Raw genomic sequence first — 19,499 nt, 5'->3', positions numbered from 1 at the left:
TCTACTTTATACAACACTAAATAAATCATCAATATCGGAAAATTGCTGCCACTTGTACTTGATTTGGCATTTTTTCTGGTTCCACAGCATAAACCTTGCCACCGTTGATAATCGTGTGAATTGCAGCAAAATCTAACATATCTTGATCATCTGGTTCTAGCTCTGAGTGAAGATCGACATTCATGGGTTCTGGGTCAAATTTGCCCCAAATTTGTTGTCCTACAGGTACAAACAAAGAATCAACTCTTTGGTAGTAAGCCGCAGCCACAATTTCTTTGAGATCATTAGAAGCTGTACCAGTACCTTCCCCAGCCAGTTGTTGATAAAGCTCCATAGCTTGCTGTTCTGACTCGTGCAATAGCGGCTCAACAATTTCCCAAGCGTCTGCGTGTAATTCATCAGTTTGGAAAAGTTCTAGTCTGCGGGTAATACCTTGTTCTAATAAATTGGTATAACTGTTAGCCTGGCGGTAAATTGGGTGAAGATAATCTACCCCTGCCAAAATTAGTGGTGCTGTTTCCTCTCGCAGTTTTTCATGGAGTTCTGCATCAACTATGTGAAAGAATTGCAGAATAGCTTCTTGGTGTTGATCTCTATCGGGGCTTCCTTGTCCGTGAAATGCACCTGGCTGTGAACTTGAAAAAGAAGTTGCAGTGCTACCTTTTTTTGTGGCGATGCGAAATTGTCCCTCTTTAGCAGTTTCGTCATATAAAAGAGCTTTATCAAGACTCTTGGGCAGATTTTCTACTTCTACTTCATTCAAACCAGAGCGAGTACCTGCAAAAAATTTCAAATCTTGTTGGCTTAAAGCCAGAACATAGAACTGACCATCATGATTAATTAAATATAGTAATGGTTTAATGTGAAAGCGATCGCTCACAACTACCAACTCTGCAAATTCCATTGGCAATTGATAATAGCGGAATATTCCCGGCGCAATAAAAATAGCTAAACTTTGGTCTTGATTTTCCCAAAATTCCCCTGTATCCAGTTCCATTGCTGGCTGAAGCAACTGATTCGCCTCATTTTTGCTGATTTCCATTGCTTCTAAGCGAGCTTGCGCTTCCCGGATTAAATTTTTAAAGCGAATGGGATTTTGCCGAATCTCTGACCCTGCTTTTTGCATAGGCATATATAGCGAAACACAGGGTTTTTCATTATGTTCAGTTAAAGTTTTGATTTCATCAATAGATAATAGTTTCATATTATAAAACTCCTGACAGCATCTAGATTTATTTCAAAGCTATAGGCTAAAAAATACATCTTTCTTTTGATAAAAAATATCTACCAAATCACCATTCTTTAGAGAGATAAATCGGTAGGGATAAAAGTGGATTTAAAAAAAATCCGCCTGAAATGGGCGGATTAATTCAAATTTTTATTAAACAATTTGAGCAAGAAATTGTATTTATCCAGCATTGGGTGTATCAGTATTAGGCGAATTTGGCTGGACTGCTATCCCTTGTGCTGATGGACGCACAAAACCTAAACTCACTCGTTTCATCATCCAATACAAACCCGACAGAATTACAAAAGTAATAGTGATAATCACTAAAGGTTGTTTACCAAAAAGTTCCTCTACACCTTTAGTCAATAAAGCATCAGGTTGAGTAATAAAATCCCAACTGTTGAAACGTAAAAATCTTCCCCAATAAATCCCAACAGCACAAAGAGCATGAGTAATTAACTCAATCCTCAAAATCCATTGACTTTTGCCAATGCGGTGTAAATAGTAACCTAAATTGATTAAAGATATAACATAAGCTTCAAAGCCAGCAAAAATTACCAGCAAATAAACCGGCATTAACACTAAAGTAATTATCCACACTGATTGGATTGTCCGAATATCGTCTATCAGGTGAATAACATCGGTTAATAGATAAGGCGCATTTGGTAAGAAAGCATAGAATACGATAAATCCCAACCACCAAACCCAAGAACGTCCGCGTTTTGTGCGGAACAACCAAACACTTAAAGCTAAAGGTATAAAAGCCAAAAATAGGTTCCAAGTCATCCAATTCATATTGATTCGCAAGACCTGTAAAACTCTGGCTATCAATTCAATCAATTCCCCTTTCATAAAAGCTCACTTGCAAGATGTGTGATTGATTAATATCGTTCTCTAGTCTTAATTTCTGTGGTTGACTGATAAGTTGGGCAAAAATTAGCTGTGATATTTTTATATTAGCTACGGCTGAATCTGTAAATTAACCAGCCTAGACAACTAGTATAACCAGAAAGTTATCAAGAATATATTTAACAGAAATCTGGAAGTGTGGCTGGCAGTTTTGCCACTCACGCTTCCAGTATAATTTTTGCTCTAGGAGGTCGTATTTTTTTAGTCGTTTCTTAGATACAATCTGCCTTAGAGCAATTCCCGAAAAATTGAAAATTTGATCATGACAAGCTGCTAACGTACCAGAACCCGGCTGCGGGGGCCGATCGCTTGTTTAGCCGCAGTCACTTGTGGACGACAATTAAGAGAATCGTTATGACAAATTTTCGAGTCGATGGAAGAAACTTCTAAACTAACAGGATTGGCTGTGAGAGAATAACCGCTACTGAACTCCATATTAGAATCAGTAGAAGGTGATGGGCTAGATTGACCAAATGTCCCACCAAGATTAGATGTTATCGGAGCCTGAGCGATCGCACCACTGTCTACTGATACAGGAATAGGTGTACTAGGAGTCGGTGTAGAAGTAGGAGGATTGTTGACGCTAGGTGGTGTTGGGGTTGGAGTTATTCCACCACCGGAATTAATCGGAGTAGCGTCAGCCGGTACAGTAATTGTCAACCTCACCAAAGGAGTATTTTTCATCTCATAGGGTGTGGGATCTGGCGTAGTACCAGGAATATCTGACTTATAATCAAAAACTGTTGGACTTTCACCACCATTGCGATCGCTATATCTTGGCCCTTGGCCATTCAATAGAAAAGTACCTTGATATTGCTGACCAGTTTTTGGGTCGGTGACAACACCAGTGTAGTAAGCTTTGGCAAAGCCAAACTCATCTTGAACTACACCTTGAAAGGAAATGTTAGGGATTTTTCCTTGATAAGTAAAAGGTGTTAATTTACCACCAGACAGCGCGGGTGAAGTCAAAACTCCGTTGAAGGAAATTACAGGGATACCTTTAAAGTCAACAACATAACGCAAACTCCCATCACTGCGTGTTAGTACCTTCACATAATTTGACTGGTAAACAGGCACATAATTCGGCCTACTTGCAGTACCTATGTTACGTTGATACACTCCTTGAGAGTCAGTATCAATCCGTGTGACGGAGTTATTAAAATTAGGATTAAAACTTGGTAGTTCTAAGGTACCTGATACTGTACCCGTACTTTGAATGATCAGTTGAGCCGAAGCACTACTTCCTCCCAAAGCAATCAACATTGCGGCTAAACTACTACTACCCAAAACTGCACAGCCTATCTTTGTTGCTGATGACTGGAATTGCATGAAAAATTTGCTCCTTAATTTGCTCATGAAAAACAACACGCAGAGGAATCTACTGCGTGATTAAAAAGTCGATAATCTAACTTGCAGACGCTGAAAGATTGCTGACAGTCAAGAGTAGTAAGGCAACACGGAGTAGGGGTTTCGCCCCCTGTGATTACATTTACATGATTACGGAATCAAAACCGGAAAGCTGCCCTCAATGCACCTACTATCAAAGTGTCGTTAGCAGCATTATGGTCGGGATTGAATACAACCAATAAGCCTGGTGTTAAAGACAAACGATCATTGAGTTGGGCGCGATAAAAAAGTTCGACGTGTAATGATGTATCGCTGCGTCCCCCTGGCGTTCCCCCATTGGAAAAGTTAGGAAAATTGAAGCCATCGGGTAAGTTACTCGAACTAATTTTTGGCGGTTGTCCAACCAAAATACCACCCAAATTACCAGCCCTACCCAAATTAGGCAACGCAGCAAATACCATCCAATTAGTAGTTTCTACACTGCCAGAGAGATTTACTGGTTTGGAGGTAGAAAAACCACCCCAACCGCCTAACTGCAAATTATCATTGACACGCCATGCGACGGTAGCACCAACAGCATGAGTATTAAAAGCTGTACTAGGTGCAAATGGTGAAATTAATTGCGCGTCACCAATACCAGTACCGAGCAAATCGTTGGGGGAATGAGAATATATGTAATCTATGCCGATATCTAAATTATCGGTGGGTGCGAGAGTGAGTTGTGCGCCTGCGCTATATCTACCACCAAAAAATCCAGCAGCATTGCTATTACCAGGAAAACTAGGAATTTCGGCGCTGTATACACCTTGCAAACTGATGCGATCGCTAATTTCCCAGTCAAAACCGATACCACCAGTACCGTTACCAATATTCAAAATTGGGTTACGCTGACCAAACTGGGAAATTGCACCATCTCCTGAACCTTCTAAAGGGTTAATTCCCCGAAAGGTCGTAGCTGCATTCACACCAGCCGAACCCACTACAACTCCTAAATTATCTGCTAGTAAAAACCGATAAGATAAGTCATTAATTACTACTTGATTATCTGTATTTGACTCAAAACTTAATCGCCCCATATTGTGAGAAACTAAGGAGGCATTAGAACCTAAATTTCCTGCTGATAGCCCTGTAATTAATAAATCTTTACCCGTGAAAGAAGTTGCTAATGTTAACTGTACGCTATTCGTAAAAGTGAGACTTGTCTTACCTTGACGCTCTGGAACACCATCTCTAGGAAACAAATCAACATTAGTTGTATTTGTTCCTTGAATACTAAAAATAGCTTGCCCAAATAGTCTAGTTGTAGTGGAAAACTGATGAGACTTTAATTCCACATTTTTATTTTCTAAAACATCAATACGTTGTATTACTTCCTGTAATTCAGTTTGAAACTCTGTCTGTAATCTTTGTATTTGGTCTAATTCTGCTTGACTAACACTATTAGCTTGATTTTTATTAATTAATTCCTGAATATGATTGAGACAAACATTTAAACTATAGGCAAATTCATAACGGTTTACAGCGCTGTTACCTAAATAATTCTCGTTTTTTCCTGCTATACAACCATAGCGCTCAACTAAAGACTGTAAAGCACTAAAAGCCCAGTCAGTGGGTTGCACATCATCTAGTTGCGACACTGATGTTACTTGAGACATCTGCTCATCTGAATCAGATGTATCAGAAAACTCTGGTATGGCAGGAGATTCTGGAGAAATTTGTAGTTGCACAGATGGTGATAGTTGTGGTGTGGTTTCTGCTGGTAGCTCTTGGTTGGCAGAATTTTGCCAACTATTATTTTTATGACTTTTATTAAGTAGATTTTGATACTTGTGATTTACGTCTGGAGTAATAGCTGCCGAAGTGCTTTCATGCTGCATAAATTCAGGTGGTGTGATTTCAGCAGGTGGAGAAATTGGAGATAAATTCTCTTCTGTTAGCTGCTGTACACCATTGTCTGACTGAATTACAGGCTGCTCTGGTAAATTAGACGGTGGAGATGTTTGCCCGGCTGTTAATACGCCTAGCATCAGTAGACTTATGTCACTCATGGTATATCTGTTGACTAACACCAATATTTCTTTTGACAAAGTTTTTTAGTGTTCTTCAGGATATTTCTGTATAAAAAGTTATAAAAAAATCTGAATTATGAAGTTTGAAGTATGAAATTTAGTGTGGGGCTATAAAAGAAATAAAAAGTTACACCAGTACGGTGAGCTATGTCCACAGTGTAAATAAGTAGTCAGACAGAATTAATGACACAATGTCATTGCGAGCGAAGCGAAGCAATCGCAAGGGGTGGAATTGCTTCACTTCGCTCATAATGACTATAAATATTTTTGACCAAATTTCTGCATTACCCACCTGGCTTTAATTGCAACGAAGCCACTGGTGCAAGCTGCCGCTTAAATTGATATTACGCAAAAAACCTCTCAAACGCTAATTCTTCTGTGTCTCTGTAGTAGCGTTTGGGAATTCCTTGGCTTGTCTAGGTTGTTAAAAAAATTTAGGAGGGTGTAAGGTTTGAAGTAAATCAAATGATCACTCAACCCTAACACCCAGTTTTAACAACTAACCTTTCTGGGTTAGTGCTGAATTGAGATTACGCCGGATAAATTCTTAAGCGACGATTAGGTTCTTCGCCAAAGCTATGAGATTTGAGGCGATAGTGTTCTACCAACTCATGCTGCATTTTGCGAACTTGGGGAGAACGAGGCAATAACTCTACTGGTTGTCCTTTAGGAATCACAATTTGCTCAACAGCAAGTCTAGCTTCTTCCAGGGCATCAATTTCGTCATCACTACCGCTGTGCAGAAAAAGTTGCAGTTCGCGGTCATCAGCAATTTCTGGTTCATCCATATTCAGCAAGCGCCGCAGTCCACGGGTAATTTGCGGAATGGTACTAGCCTTGATCATATGGATGGGTAGATGTCGGGCTTTAGCTACTTGCCGGAGTTTAGCGTGGTTTTTGACATGCGATCGCAATGCTAAAATTGCATCAGCACTATCGATATCTTTTGTCAACACCACAGGCAAAGTCAGCACGCTAATTACCTGTTCTAGTTGATGGCGACTCACCCCATAAGGATAAACGTGCAGTGGCAAATCTTCTCCGTTGGGGCCAGCATTCTTCGTCGCGGCGAAATCAATACTGTCGGAGTAGTTAAAGGATTCCTCTAGCAAGCGGTCAAACTCGCTTTGTCCAATTGCCTTTTCTCTTTCAACAGTTAATGGTGGTAGTGCTACCATCTGTCCGGATGCACGCCAGCCAGTAGATTGTCGCCCAGAGGCAAAAGTTTCTTCCCCGCTGGCTAACTGTCCGCCACGACCATTAACCACAGATAGCTGCCTAGTCATTGCGACTTTTCCGTTCTCATCCACAGTGCGTGTTTGTGGGCTTGGTTGCCTTCCACGCAACAAGGTATCTACTGTGTCAGCAACACTTTCATGCACTACCCAACGCTGCCGTTCTAACATTTCTACAGCAATCTCAAAGGTAGGCGGAGCTTTGCGTTCTAACACCGTTTTTTGCGAACCGCGCCTTCTGGCTTCGTCGTCTCCCAGTGTCACAGCCTGAATCCCACCAACCAAATCAGAAAGTGTGGGGTTTTTGATCAGGTTTTCAATTTGGTTCCCATGAGCAGTACCTACTAATTGCACACCGCGTTCGGCAATGGTACGCGCGGCTAAAGCTTCCAGTTCTGTGCCGATTTCATCAATGACAATGACTTCTGGCATGTGGTTTTCCACCGCTTCAATCATGACTTGATGCTGAAGTTCTGGATGAGCTACCTGCATCCGTCTAGCACGACCAATGGCAGGGTGGGCAACATCACCATCTCCAGCAATTTCGTTGGAGGTGTCAATAATTACTACTCGTTTGTTTAACTCATCTGCCAAAACACGGGCAATTTCCCGTAATGCAGTAGTTTTACCCACACCTGGACGACCCAGCATCAGAATGGATTTACCTGTTTCTACTAAATCGCGGATCATGCTAATAGTACCGAATACTGCACGACCGACACGACAGGTTAAGCCGATTATCTTACCATTACGGTTGCGGATAGCACTGATCCGATGCAAAGTTTGCTCAATTCCTGCTCGATTATCTCCGCCAAAGGTGCCGACTCGCTGAATGCAATCATCTATTTGTGCTTGAGTTACGGGTGTTTCACTCAGATACTCAGCTTGATTAGGAAAGCGAGCTTCTGGGCGACGACCCAAATCCAAGACTACTTCAACTAAACTATCTCGCTGAGGATGATTTTCTAGTACTTGTCGCAAGTCTTGGGGCAAGATGTCTAATAACTTTTGGAGATCGTCTTTAATCGTCATGCTTTCTATGGTGACGTTTTGAGAGATAACGAACGAGCGATTATCGCTCTTGCTGTGACTTGATCTGGGAAACGAGTGAATGGGCAAGCCCTACAGCTTCCCATAATAAGTCTGGTTCTGCTTCCAGGTGGACAGTCGCTTTGACACTGGTATGATTCACCTCCTTATTCTCTAGCTGTTCGAGAACTGGCGACAGCAATACACGGGCATAGCTTCCGTATGCGACTCCTGCAATTGAGGCAGAGGGGCAGAGGGGCAGAGGAGCGGAGGGCAGGGAAGAGTCTTTCACCCTTGCTTCCCTGCTCCCTTGCTCTCTTGCTTCTTTAAGTAGTCCCATTGCCTTTAACTTAGCAACGGTGTAGCTATTTGTGCCACCTGCTAATTGCACATATCCCGGTAAGTTAGCTGTCAAAACTTTTTGTCCTAATTTGACTGCCGCCAGAGTGGTACCATCTCCAATATCACCACTCATGGGACGACCATCGGTTTGCCAAATTAATGTACGCGGACGTGGGTTAATTAGGTCATAAATTGCGTTTAGGTATTCAATCATGCCTTCGCCATCGGGACAGCTGATTGCCAATAATTTCAGTTGTTCAGCCCAAGGTGAAATCGCTTGCCATAATTTCTGAAATTCTTTTAATCGTCCTACTTGGGTGTGAATTTCTACGGCATCTACTCCCGTGGAAATTACCATTGGCGCGATCGCCTTTGGTGTTGACATATAAGAACTAGTATAAATTATACCGTATGGGCATATTGGGATGCAACGACCGCAACCGTAACATTTCTGAGATTCTACTCCCGAAAAATTATCTTGTGTCCGGTTAAATGCGATCGCCTGTGCTGGACAAACTCGCTCACAAGGTTTGGGACAATCTGGGGGACACTGACGGACATCAAATTCGGCTTTACGAAAATGCGGGTCTTCACCATCATTCAAGCTCACCATCAGCAAGGGTGAGCCACCTTGATAGTTGAAGCCTCGCTGTTGAGCTTCCATTGTCAGAGTTTTAGCGACTTGCAGCGCTGCTTGGGCTGCTGCTATTACCGCAGGATCAGCAGCCACATCTATACAGTCAGCGCCTGCCAAAGTGTAGGCTAATGTCAAACTTCTGACTGCTGGCAGATGTTGATAACTGGCTCCGCAAATCAGCTTGAACCAGTGACCTTTTTCCAAAGAATGTAAAGGGGCAAACAAATCAGTCACATCTCTATTATGCTTTTATGTAACTGAAAATAGTAGTCTTTAATCAATAAAAATTTTGCTGACACTATTTTGATGTTCTGAGTGACCAGACTCTCATTTTTGACAGATTCTGTCAATGAAATGCGGTAAAATATTACCTTCTGATAAAAATAAATATATATTTTTCTATATTAATAATTGTAAAATTAATTGCTTTATTCCTTTTTTTCCTCTTCCCTAACTTTACCAGTAATTAAGAACTCAAATCGGGTAATTATATTTACCACTGAGGCATAGATGCAATAAAATCAATCACTAATGGTTGTGCCAGAGGTTGAGAAAAAAGATAACCTTGAGCAAAGTCACAGTTTAAACTTCTTAATTTTTCTACTTGTTCTTTAGCTTCTACTCCTTCAGCAATCACCGTCATTCCCATTGATTTAGCAATACTGATGATTGTTGGTACTAATCCCATATTATCTTGAGAAAACTGCATTCTTGTAATAAAAGATTTATCAATTTTTAATGAGTCTAAAGGTAAGCTATGTATATAGCTGAGAGAGGAATAACCAGTACCAAAGTCATCCATCACTAACTTAATATTACGCTGTTTAATTTCTTCAATAATTGCTCTGACAAGATTAGTATTTTCCATAATGACACTTTCAGTAATTTCTAGTTCTAAATTTGATGGATTTATTTTAGTTTTATTAATAATTTTATCAATCTGTGTAATTAAGTTAACTTGAGTAAAAAGACGCGCACTTAAATTTACACTAAGAGTTAAATTTTCTGATATTGCTGGATGATCTTGCCAAATTCGTAATTGATTGCAGGCTGATTGTAAAACCCAGATGTCGATATCATTAATCAAACCTGTTTCTTCTGCTATGGGGATAAACTCTGTAGGAAGCATGAGACCACGAACTGGATGTTGCCAACGCAATAAGGCTTCAAATCCAGCCACTCTACCTGTATGCAAGTCAATAATGGGTTGATAGTAAATAATCAGTTCTTCTCGTTCAATAGCTCTACGCAAATCATTTTCTATTTCTAGAAGTTGGATGGCTTCCTGATACATTGCGGGGTCAAAAACTTTATATCTACCTTTTCCTTGGGCTTTAGCCCGATACATTGCTGTGTCAGCATCACGCAATAAATACTCTGGTTTTTCGTAATCTTTATTACCCCAATTAATGCCAATACTAGCATTCATGAATACTTCATATCTAGACAATTTAAATGTCATTGATAACTCTTGGAGTAATGATTCTGCCACTTGGATAGCAGAATTCATATCTGTAATATTTTCTAAAAGAATACCAAATTCATCACCACCTAATCGTGCTAGAGTGTCATCTGGCTTGAGACAGGATTGTAGACGACGAGCAATAGAAATGAGTAATTCATCTCCAACAATATGACCTAGGGAATCATTCACAACTTTGAAGCGATCGCAATCTAAATACAGTACAGCAAACTGATACTTAATATCTTCCCTGGCGAGGTTGAGAGCTTTTCCTAGTTGTCTTAAAAACAAAACTCGGTTTGGTAATCCAGTCAGCGAATCATGCAGAACAATATCTAGTAATTTATCTTGCAGTTGTTGCCGAGAAGAAATTTCTTTTTGAAGTTTTTGGAGAGTATTTTCTAGTTCCCAAGTACGAGATTTTACTCTTTGTTCTAGTTCCGTATTAAGTCTTAAGATTTCTAGGCGTGCTTCTCGAAGTTCTAGTTGATTTTGGACACGTACCACAACTTCTTCAAACTCAAAGGGTTTAGTAATATAGTCTACTCCACCCAATCTAAAACCTTTAATTTTATCGAAAACGTCATCTAAAGCACTAATAAAAATCACGGGAATATCTGCGGTTAAATCCCAGTTCTTAAAACGCCGACAAACTTCATAACCATCCACTTCCGGCATCATAATATCGAGTAAAATCAGATCCGGTAAAACTGTTTGACAAGCAGTTAAAGCCATTTGCCAGTTCAAAGCTTTACGGACGTTGTATCCTTTTCTAGCTAGTAGAGAGGATAAAACCCTCAAATTATCTGCCTTGTCATCAATTATTAAAATATCTTTTTTATCCGGGTCTAACTGCTGGTAATTCATTATGTCTTGCTTCTAATCAATTTCATAATTTTCTTAAACTGAGCTTTATTAGCTAAATCGTTCAAAAACCAGCTATTTGATTGTAATTTTATCCTTAAAATACTGTCCTATGGGATTGCAGATTTCATTTTCTGCCTTGCATACTTGGCGGAATGATTTTGCTACTATTGTGAAATGAGCATTTTACCTGCTCTACAATAATCATCTCTAAATTCAACAAAGTCTTGTTTTCTGGCTGAGTAGTCAGCTTTTTACTGCTGCATTCTATTTTGTAACCAAATATAAGTGAATAGACTAATCACAACATAAGAATTCAGCATTTACGAGTCAGAAGTCAGAATTTAAAAGTAATTCAGCAGAATTTTTCAATATTATTACTCTTGAATTCTTACATCACAACATCCATTCAAAAAATACAAGGCTTAATTAGAACTAATATTATGAGTCTTTTGGCATAAACTTTAGTAATGATAATGATGAGGTTAAGTGATTGAGCAAATTGAAGTTTGAATAAAATCGTTTTTTGATTGTTTCCTAAGTCCAATTGTGGAACACTCACGTTGTATCAGATACATGTCTTAATCCGGGTTATTACTATGTGCTAGTGGGAAAATAACAGACTATATTACTATTTTTAGTATAAACATTTACTTTTGCCAAGTTATACGCATACATAGTATAGGCAAACTCATAATTATACTAAGTCTTCAAACTTTGTTATAGCACCTTAATTTACTTGATCTCTTTTAGTGACATACCAAAGAAACTATTGAGCCAAAATCAAAAATAGATGAACACTTGCTTACCCAATTCTCTTGGATAAAATTTGAAATTAGATATTATCGGCAAATACTTTACCAGTCCCTCACTGGTAAATAATCTCTGGAGAATAAATATGACAATTTTGCTAGGACAACTGCATATTAGCTTAACAGTAAGCTTATGGTTTATATTTATCAAACTTAAATATTTAACTTTAAATAAAAATTAATTAATGTCAGCAATTATTTTAATTTCTTCACCAATTTGTAATATTTTTCCAGATTCTGATCTGGGTAATCTAGTGTTCACGCTCAATCGATAAAAATGATTAAAGTGGGATGATTTAACCCACTCTGGCAATGTTGCTTGCCGTTTTTGGATAAATATTTTTTGAAAATCCGGGTAAGCTGTGGCTGAATCAGGATGGCGCGTAGGCACTATACAACGCTGACATGGGTTGACTCCATAAAACAGCACATTTCCCACTCTAAAGGAGACTAACTTATTTGGTTCACTAAATAGTTGATCTTCCCAAAAAGGAGGTACGCCTGCAATTTCGATATTGGCACGTAGACGACGGCGCATTTCGTCAACACTCATACCAGGAAACCAAGAAGCTACTTCTGTTAAAGTTGCCGTACTAATCACTGTTGGCCCTGGAGAGTCTGTATCATCAGGAAAGCCCATCAGTGAGTTTTGCTCTATGGTAAGAGAAAACCCAAAAAAATCAATCAAAGCTGTGGCTAATGTTTGTTTTTCTATATCTAAATTAAAAACTTGCGGCAAATTATAGTTGGGGATTTTTAGAGAAAGAATTTTGGTAGAAATGCTAAATTGCGATTCCCCAAAGAGACTTGTGTAACACGCTCGCAGTAAATGAATTTTGGGATGACGCTTCCCATTCACAAATTTACCTTGTACATCAAAAATGGCGAACTCGCGATCGCCCTTTAATGCGCCACTAGACAAAACCTCGGCTTGTGGCACCTCTACCCCATCTAATGACTTAATCGGGTAAATTAAGATTTTGGCTAGGTATGGCATTCTAGTATGACTCGGTTACGGATACAAAGGTGATTTATCAATACCACCAACATGATTTAGTGGCCAAAAGCGCAGTACAGCCCGGCCGATAATATTGTCACGAGGTACAACACCCCAGCAACGGCTGTCGTAACTACTATTACGGTTGTCACCTAACACTAGGTATGAATTTGGTGGGATGGTTTGAGGGGCTGATAAAAAAGCTGGTTGTTGTCCCGAAGTACAAACATCAACTACTGTACGTTGATTAGAACTGAGATAATTTTCTTCGTCGAGAGGTTTGCTATTAATATAGACTTTACCATCCCGCAGTTCTACTGTTTCTCCTGGTAAGCCAATTACACGTTTAATAAAAGCATCTTGATATTGTTCTTTTTTGAGTTCGTCAGTGGGTGAGAAAACAACAATATCTCCTCGTTGGGGCTTGGCAAACTTATACTTCAACTTATCAACAATAATCTTGTCTGCTTCCCACTGGTTTTGGGTACCATGCAAAGTAGGTTCCATAGAACCAGAAGGAATCCAGCGAGCTTCGGCAACAAAAGTACGAATACCAAGGGCAAGAACAATACTTAATACAACTGTTCTACCTAGCTCGGCAATCCAGGAATTATCGGGTTTTTGATTAGAATTTTTATCAGACACTTGATTTTGCATGAAAGTACTGAAGTAAGGAAAAGTGTAGGAATTAACTAGCTCAGGGAGACTCTATTTGTAAATTTTAACGGGAGAATTAGGTTTTCTACGCTGGTTGTAACATCTTCACAGACAGATTCATAAGTTAAAAATAAACTTTTTTTTAATTAGCTGCAAAAAGTGATCACAGAAAACGCAACCAAGTTTACCCTAAAATCAGAGTTCTCACTAACACATAACTCTTTGAGTAATTTTTTTTAACTCCATGTCATCTTCACAAAGTTTATTAATTCGCCACGTTCGCATTGTTCTACCCAATGGTGAATTCATGGTTGGGGACGTACTCACACGCGATCGCCTCATCATGGAAGTGGCACCGGAGATTGCTGCTACCATCGCAACCAGAGAAATTGACGCACAAGGGTTAACTTTGTTGCCAGGAGTTATCGATCCGCAAGTGCATTTTCGTGAACCAGGGCTAGAACATAAAGAAGACTTGTTCACCGCCAGTTGTGCCTGTGCGAAGGGTGGTGTCACCTCGTTTTTAGAAATGCCCAATACCCGCCCTCTGACTACTACCCAAGCTGCATTAGATGACAAACTCCAACGTGCTGCAAGTAAATCTGTAGTGAATTATGGCTTTTTTATTGGCGCAACCGCAGAAGTTCTACCAGATTTGCTCACAGCCCAGCCGACATGCGGCATTAAAGTTTTTATGGGGTCGATGCACGGTCAGTTACTCGTTGACCAAGATACTGTACTGGAAGCGATTTTCGCCCAGGGGAATCGTTTAATTGCTGTTCATGCTGAAGACCAAGAACGTATTAACCAACGAAGACAAGAATTTGCTGGCATTCATGACCCAGCTATTCATTCGCAAATCCAAGATAATCAAGCTGCACTGTTAGCAACACAAAAAGCTTTAAATCTTGCTAAAAAATATCAGCGACGGCTACATATCTTACATCTGTCCACAGCCGAAGAAGCTGAGTTGTTGCGTCAAGATAAGCCGAGTTGGGTGACGGCTGAGGTGACACCACAGCATTTGTTATTAAATACCAATGCCTATCAAGATATTGGCACCTTAGCGCAGATGAATCCACCATTGCGATCGCCCCACGATAATCAAGTTCTCTGGCAAGCTTTACGCGATGGTGTGATTGATTTTATCGCTACAGACCACGCACCCCATACCTTGGCAGAAAAAGCCCAAGAATATCCCAATACGCCTTCAGGTATGCCGGGGGTTGAGACTTCTTTACCTTTGATGTTAACTGCGGCAATGGAGGGCAAATGTACTGTGGCGCAAGTTGTTCACTGGATGTCACAAGCTGTGGCGCAAGCATATCGTATTCCTAACAAAGGAGCGATCGCCCCTGGTTACGATGCTGATTTAGTATTAGTAGACTTGGATACTTACCGCCCAGTTCGCCGCGAAGAATTATTAACTAAATGTGGTTGGAGTCCTTTTGAAGGTTGGAACCTCACAGGTTGGCCTGTCACCACAATTGTTGGGGGACAGGTTGTTTATGAACAGAATCAGGTAAATACTAACGTGCGCGGTCAAGCTTTAACTTTTTTGTTATAACTACCGAACTCAAATTGCCATAGTTTAGTAGGACTTACATCAGAAAGCGAAAAATCAAGGGCTAGGACAAGGGTATAAGGGTATAAATAAATGTTTAAAACCCTTACACCTCGTCTCAATCGACAACCTAGGTGCGTAAGTCCTGTTTAAAACTAGATACAAGGCATCATAGCGATAGCCTTAAGAACTGAATTTGACATCAATCAGCCAAATTCAGGCAATACTATGTCCTTCAGATTATTCAGTTGGGAAAGTGGCGGTATCTGTGGAGCGATCGCAGTAGAAATCCGCAAAGAAGTTGAGGCACAGATTTTCTAACTAACTACGTAAAAATACTAGGATTTAGATTTTGAAGAGAAAAATTGAGTGTTTATACGATTTAAAATCGTATAAATACTATGTTACTTGGTTAAAAATGTTTAGGCTTCATCAAGAGTTATCAGTATGAATATAAGATTTTCTTTTAAAAATACTTATTTAAATTACTTTATCTCATAATTTGATCATTAGTTACTTTTTAATTGCAGATCCTAGTTTTAACTTGGGAATACTAGGTCAATGGATAGATGACACGATGACGATAGTGATCGTTAATCTTTTAACTTTTCTCAACTAGTCTTTTGTGTTTAACTATCCGGATTTTTCAGCTAAAAAATGAAGAGAATTAATAGGGTTAAGTAAACGGGCAAATTTCTGTGAACACTCAGTTTTATACATAATATAAATTTTATATGCAGTTAATTTGGACGCTCTTAAAACCTATTTTTTACACTTCTGATTGATTTTTTTCTAGGCAGTTGGTGCTTTAAAAGCAAGCATTAGCAAAGCAAACGGAGTTAGAAGTAAAAACTAGCATCCAATTAAACACACTAAAAGAAACAATTTACTGAGTTAATCAAAGGAAGGTACAAAGGCAAACATAATACAAGTATATCAAACAAATGTACCAGTATTTACTGGCTAAATGAAAGTCATCTGTATATGAGCCTTCTCAGAAAGATGATTCCCTAGACAAAAAATTAAAGTCATTTCTAATTTGAATGTAATTGACCTTGAGTGCAGGCACTCAAAAAATCTGGCAGTTTGCTAGATGTCACTCTCCAAAGGATTGTTTCATTCAAAAGCTTTGACTCAATATTTACCGACATCTACAGCAATATCATCTGCGAGCATACGCCCAACTTAGCTAAACGCAGTAGCTAGTAAATGTCAATCAAGGCCAAATTCCTATTGCAAAGTATTTCATTGATTTTTGAATAATGAAGGCAGTAATGTTAGTCAATTTCTTCGATGAACGCGGTAGTGGTAGATAGAACGAGTGTATTATCCACCCTCGGCTATCGGCAAAATCTTGTAGTGTCATCAAAATGTGAGGCTGATTTGGCTAGGACACTTGTCCTTGTAGTTCAGTTAATCGAACAGCATCCCAAAAATCCTCTCAACCTACAGCAATGAAGTATGAATTTTGAGCGGCAAGTTTTGCCGCTCACACTTCTTTTGGGTGGGATAATCTACACAACTTCTACCTACCCAAAAGCTTTTCATATGACGCTGGATAATCCTGAAGGATTGTATAGTATTTTAGCTATATGTAAATAAATTACTCAAATTTTAGCAATTAATTCATTGATGTTGCAATGTAGTGCTGTAATCTTGGCTTGACGATTACCATTGTCTTCATTTGTTAATTGCACACGCAGATAAGTATCTGGCTGGTAAGGTATTTTTTGGGCCCACTCTATCGCGACAATTCCTGGTTCTATTTCACTAGCTTCCCAATAGCTTTCTAAGTTTAAAGCAGCAACTTCTTGTGGTTCTAGGCGATATAAGTCTAGGTGATAAAGGGGTATACGCCCTTGAATGTATTCATTAATCAGAGTAAAAGTAGGACTAACAATTGATTCTGTAATTCCTAAACCTTGACCAACACCTTGCACCAATGTAGTTTTACCAGCGCCTAAGTCTCCTTCTAGTAAAATAACGCTACCTGGAGTCAAAGTTTGACCTAGTTTTATACCCAAATCTAGGGTTGCTTGTACATCTGCAAGAAAAATTTTCATTGTTTGTCACGAGTCAATGGTCAATAGTCAATTGTTAACTCACTATGGACTTTTGACTATTCACTTGGGACTATTTATCATTTTCCATGATGTGTGCCACTGTACCACCGCAACAAAACTTTTGCGAGTTTTTGGGGATTATGACGTACAACACCAGTTTCATCTTCATACAATACATTAGCTAAAACAATCCGTCGCCCTAATAAAGATATATCTTCTCTATCTAAAAAAACTGGATGAGAATTTTGTTGGGCATAGCGAATGAGTGATTGAGGCGAAGGAGATTTTTTGTGTACTAAGACAGCATCAAATAACCGTCTTTGACCACAAGCAGCGTCAATTGCTCTGATATGGTCAGCAACAGTATATCCCTCAGTTTCTCCTGGTTGGGTCATAATATTGCAGACGTAGATGCGCGGGGCTTTAGTTTGAGCGATCGCATTAGCAATTTCTGGTACTAGTAAATTAGGAATCAAGCTGGTATAAAGGCTACCCGGCCCAATAATAATGTAGTCAGCGTCTTTAATTGCTTTAATGGCCGCGGGTAAAGCTGGCGGATTAGCTGGTGTACAGCCAATTTTGACTATTTTACCACCAGCTTTGGGAATGCTCGATTCCCCATCTATACGGCGGCCATCTGCTAATTCTGCCCACAAGCGAACATCGCTGAGAGTTGCTGGCAAAACTTGTCCCCGTACTGCTAATACTTTGGAACTAGCCGCCACAGCCCGTTCCAAATCCCCAGTAATATCACTCATAGCAGTTAAAAACAAATTGCCAAAACTGTGACCAGTCAAGCCATCGCCAGCCCGAAAGCGGTATTGGAACAACTCAGTTAATAGCTTTTCTTCATCTGCTAATGCTGCTAAACAATTGCGAATATCTCCTGGTGGTAACACGCCAAATTCTTGACGCAAACGCCCAGAAGACCCGCCATCATCAGCGACGGTAACGATCGCACTAATATTAGCACTATAAGTTTTCAGTCCCCGCAGCAAGGTAGAAAGTCCTGTACCACCGCCAATGACTACAATTTTTGGCCCACGGTACAAGCGGCGATGAGCTAACAGAACATCAATCAGTTCTGCTTCGCCTTCTTTTTGAAACGCCTGAGTAATTGAACCGACTGTGCGAGTTTGTCCCCACAACAGTAAAAGTAAGCCGCCCAGCAGTACCAAAGGGCCACTGATATAGTTGGGTAAGATGTTGGTAATGACTCCCAGAAAACCTCTCAACAACTCCAACAGCCAAAAAATTGGGGTCAACTTCACCCATATCGCTAACCCCAGACTTGCCAAAAATACACCGCCAACACTGATAAGTAACCAGCGTTTGACTGAGAGTCCAGGAGATAACCACTTAAACCACTGGTTAACCCGATGAGATGTGCGGCTGCGCGACTGCTGTTGCAGGGCGTTGAGGGCTTGTCTGAGAAAACCAATTGACATACCTGATTTAAAGCAGTGCTACAAACTAATGAATAAAAGAACATCTACACTACCTGGTTGTAACACCAAGTGTGTCTTTATTAAATATTTCAATGCTTTGAGACTTACAATAAGTCATCAAAGTTGCCAGTCTGGACAAGGGTTATGGGGGTGTGGGGTTGTAAGTGAGCAAAACCCTGATAACCCTACACTCTTAATCCCTGATACCCCAGTCTCAACAAATAACCTTTGTACGTGAGTCCTGCTCAGTAAAACAATACCCTGGCTGGGTCAAAGTTAGTTTAATGGAAAAACGAATTTTAGGTTTAGATCCTGGATTAGCCATTTTAGGATTTGGCGTAATTACTTGCAAACAAAGCCCTAGCAAGATACAGGATACAACGGTAAATATGGTGGACTTTGGGGTAATTAGTACTTCGTCAGATGCTGAAATGGGTCAGCGCCTGTGTACGTTGTTTGACGATTTGCACACCCTGATTCAGGAATTACAACCAGACTTGGTTGCGATCGAAAAGCTGTTCTTCTATCGTATGTCAAGTACTATTCTTGTTGCACAAGCTAGAGGTGTATTGATGTTAGTTTTGGGACAACATCGCTTACCATATCTAGAATTTACTCCAGCACAAATTAAACAAGCCCTGACTGGATATGGCAATGCAGATAAATCTGATGTGCAAGCAGCTGTAGCGCGAGAGTTGAATTTAGAAACTATTCCCAAACCAGACGATGCAGCCGATGCTCTGGCTGTAGCTTTGACAGCATCATTTCAGATGTAATTATCGCTCTTTTATAGCAGAAGGCAGGAGGCAGGAGGAAAAGTCTTATTATTCCTGGCA

The 19,499-nt window shown here is 39.9% G+C and carries 14 protein-coding genes; 3 read left to right on the top strand and 11 right to left on the bottom strand.

Features of this window, described 5'->3' with window-relative positions:
* Positions 1 to 28: 28 nt before the first annotated feature.
* The 9 genes from NCWK1_RS00280 to lepB all read right to left on the bottom strand — a co-directional run bounded on the left by NCWK1_RS00280 (position 29) and on the right by lepB (position 13,588).
* Complete coding sequence (locus tag NCWK1_RS00280) at positions 29 to 1,204, bottom strand: baeRF7 domain-containing protein (RefSeq protein WP_103123315.1); 1,176 nt, start codon at positions 1,202 to 1,204, stop codon at positions 29 to 31.
* Positions 1,205 to 1,408: 204 nt separating this feature from the next.
* Positions 1,409 to 2,080, bottom strand: coding sequence for a DUF1361 domain-containing protein (locus tag NCWK1_RS00275; protein WP_096582446.1), 672 nt, complete (start codon positions 2,078 to 2,080; stop codon positions 1,409 to 1,411).
* A 330-nt stretch (positions 2,081 to 2,410) separates the two neighbouring features.
* Entirely contained in the window at positions 2,411 to 3,466 is a 1,056-nt protein-coding gene (locus NCWK1_RS00270; RefSeq protein WP_103123314.1) for a RodZ family helix-turn-helix domain-containing protein, read from the bottom strand.
* Between the two features lie 176 nt (positions 3,467 to 3,642).
* On the bottom strand, positions 3,643 to 5,532 hold the full coding sequence (locus NCWK1_RS00265; RefSeq protein ID WP_103123313.1) for an iron uptake porin: 1,890 nt from the start codon (positions 5,530 to 5,532) through the stop codon (positions 3,643 to 3,645).
* Between the two features lie 551 nt (positions 5,533 to 6,083).
* Positions 6,084 to 7,820 (bottom strand): R3H domain-containing nucleic acid-binding protein, encoded by a 1,737-nt coding sequence (locus NCWK1_RS00260; RefSeq protein ID WP_096582452.1) that lies wholly within the window; start codon positions 7,818 to 7,820, stop codon positions 6,084 to 6,086.
* Between the two features lie 40 nt (positions 7,821 to 7,860).
* A complete protein-coding gene (gene ldpA / locus NCWK1_RS00255; protein ID WP_103123312.1) occupies positions 7,861 to 9,030 on the bottom strand; it encodes a circadian clock protein LdpA in 1,170 nt (389 codons plus the stop codon).
* A gap of 259 nt (positions 9,031 to 9,289) precedes the next feature.
* Positions 9,290 to 11,125, bottom strand: coding sequence for a two-component system response regulator (locus tag NCWK1_RS00250; RefSeq protein WP_103123311.1), 1,836 nt, complete (start codon positions 11,123 to 11,125; stop codon positions 9,290 to 9,292).
* Between the two features lie 987 nt (positions 11,126 to 12,112).
* Positions 12,113 to 12,931: an MOSC domain-containing protein gene (locus tag NCWK1_RS00245; protein WP_103123310.1), complete on the bottom strand. Its 819-nt coding sequence runs from the start codon at positions 12,929 to 12,931 to the stop codon at positions 12,113 to 12,115.
* A 15-nt stretch (positions 12,932 to 12,946) separates the two neighbouring features.
* Positions 12,947 to 13,588 carry a signal peptidase I gene (lepB, locus tag NCWK1_RS00240; protein WP_096582460.1) on the bottom strand — a complete coding sequence of 214 codons (642 nt, stop codon included), beginning with the start codon at positions 13,586 to 13,588 and terminating at the stop codon, positions 12,947 to 12,949.
* A gap of 244 nt (positions 13,589 to 13,832) precedes the next feature.
* Between lepB and NCWK1_RS00235 the strand changes: the two genes are divergently transcribed.
* Both NCWK1_RS00235 and patS read left to right on the top strand, forming a co-directional pair.
* Complete coding sequence (locus NCWK1_RS00235; protein WP_103123309.1) at positions 13,833 to 15,155, top strand: dihydroorotase; 1,323 nt, start codon at positions 13,833 to 13,835, stop codon at positions 15,153 to 15,155.
* Between the two features lie 1,259 nt (positions 15,156 to 16,414).
* A complete protein-coding gene (patS, locus tag NCWK1_RS30555; RefSeq protein WP_397334138.1) occupies positions 16,415 to 16,468 on the top strand; it encodes a heterocyst-inhibiting signaling peptide PatS in 54 nt (17 codons plus the stop codon).
* A 291-nt stretch (positions 16,469 to 16,759) separates the two neighbouring features.
* Here the strand turns inward: patS and tsaE are convergent, their stop codons facing one another.
* Entirely contained in the window at positions 16,760 to 17,215 is a 456-nt protein-coding gene (tsaE, locus tag NCWK1_RS00230; protein WP_103123308.1) for a tRNA (adenosine(37)-N6)-threonylcarbamoyltransferase complex ATPase subunit type 1 TsaE, read from the bottom strand.
* Positions 17,216 to 17,292: 77 nt separating this feature from the next.
* Positions 17,293 to 18,663: a gluconeogenesis factor YvcK family protein gene (locus tag NCWK1_RS00225; RefSeq protein WP_096582466.1), complete on the bottom strand. Its 1,371-nt coding sequence runs from the start codon at positions 18,661 to 18,663 to the stop codon at positions 17,293 to 17,295.
* A gap of 284 nt (positions 18,664 to 18,947) precedes the next feature.
* Between NCWK1_RS00225 and ruvC the strand changes: the two genes are divergently transcribed.
* The gene (ruvC, locus tag NCWK1_RS00220; protein ID WP_103123307.1) at positions 18,948 to 19,439 is read left to right on the top strand and encodes a crossover junction endodeoxyribonuclease RuvC; all 492 of its coding nucleotides are present in this window, start codon (positions 18,948 to 18,950) and stop codon (positions 19,437 to 19,439) included.
* The last annotated feature ends 60 nt before the right edge of the window (positions 19,440 to 19,499 follow it).

Source organism: Nostoc cycadae WK-1, assembly GCF_002897135.1.
Taxonomy (GTDB): domain Bacteria; phylum Cyanobacteriota; class Cyanobacteriia; order Cyanobacteriales; family Nostocaceae; genus Nostoc_B.
This window is presented reverse-complemented; position numbering and strand designations above follow the sequence as displayed.

What these genes read in the sequence shown, in the direction of transcription:
- NCWK1_RS00280 (WP_103123315.1), bottom strand. Translation starts at nt 1,204, where the DNA reads ATGAAACTATTATCTATTGATGAAATCAAAACTTTAACTGAACATAAT.
- NCWK1_RS00275 (WP_096582446.1), bottom strand. Translation starts at nt 2,080, where the DNA reads ATGAAAGGGGAATTGATTGAATTGATAGCCAGAGTTTTACAGGTCTTG.
- NCWK1_RS00270 (WP_103123314.1), bottom strand. Translation starts at nt 3,466, where the DNA reads ATGCAATTCCAGTCATCAGCAACAAAGATAGGCTGTGCAGTTTTGGGT.
- NCWK1_RS00265 (WP_103123313.1), bottom strand. Translation starts at nt 5,532, where the DNA reads ATGAGTGACATAAGTCTACTGATGCTAGGCGTATTAACAGCCGGGCAA.
- NCWK1_RS00260 (WP_096582452.1), bottom strand. Translation starts at nt 7,820, where the DNA reads ATGACGATTAAAGACGATCTCCAAAAGTTATTAGACATCTTGCCCCAA.
- NCWK1_RS00250 (WP_103123311.1), bottom strand. Translation starts at nt 11,125, where the DNA reads ATGAATTACCAGCAGTTAGACCCGGATAAAAAAGATATTTTAATAATT.
- NCWK1_RS00245 (WP_103123310.1), bottom strand. Translation starts at nt 12,931, where the DNA reads ATGCCATACCTAGCCAAAATCTTAATTTACCCGATTAAGTCATTAGAT.
- lepB (WP_096582460.1), bottom strand. Translation starts at nt 13,588, where the DNA reads ATGCAAAATCAAGTGTCTGATAAAAATTCTAATCAAAAACCCGATAAT.
- NCWK1_RS00235 (WP_103123309.1), top strand. Translation starts at nt 13,833, where the DNA reads ATGTCATCTTCACAAAGTTTATTAATTCGCCACGTTCGCATTGTTCTA.
- tsaE (WP_103123308.1), bottom strand. Translation starts at nt 17,215, where the DNA reads ATGAAAATTTTTCTTGCAGATGTACAAGCAACCCTAGATTTGGGTATA.
- NCWK1_RS00225 (WP_096582466.1), bottom strand. Translation starts at nt 18,663, where the DNA reads ATGTCAATTGGTTTTCTCAGACAAGCCCTCAACGCCCTGCAACAGCAG.
- ruvC (WP_103123307.1), top strand. Translation starts at nt 18,948, where the DNA reads ATGGAAAAACGAATTTTAGGTTTAGATCCTGGATTAGCCATTTTAGGA.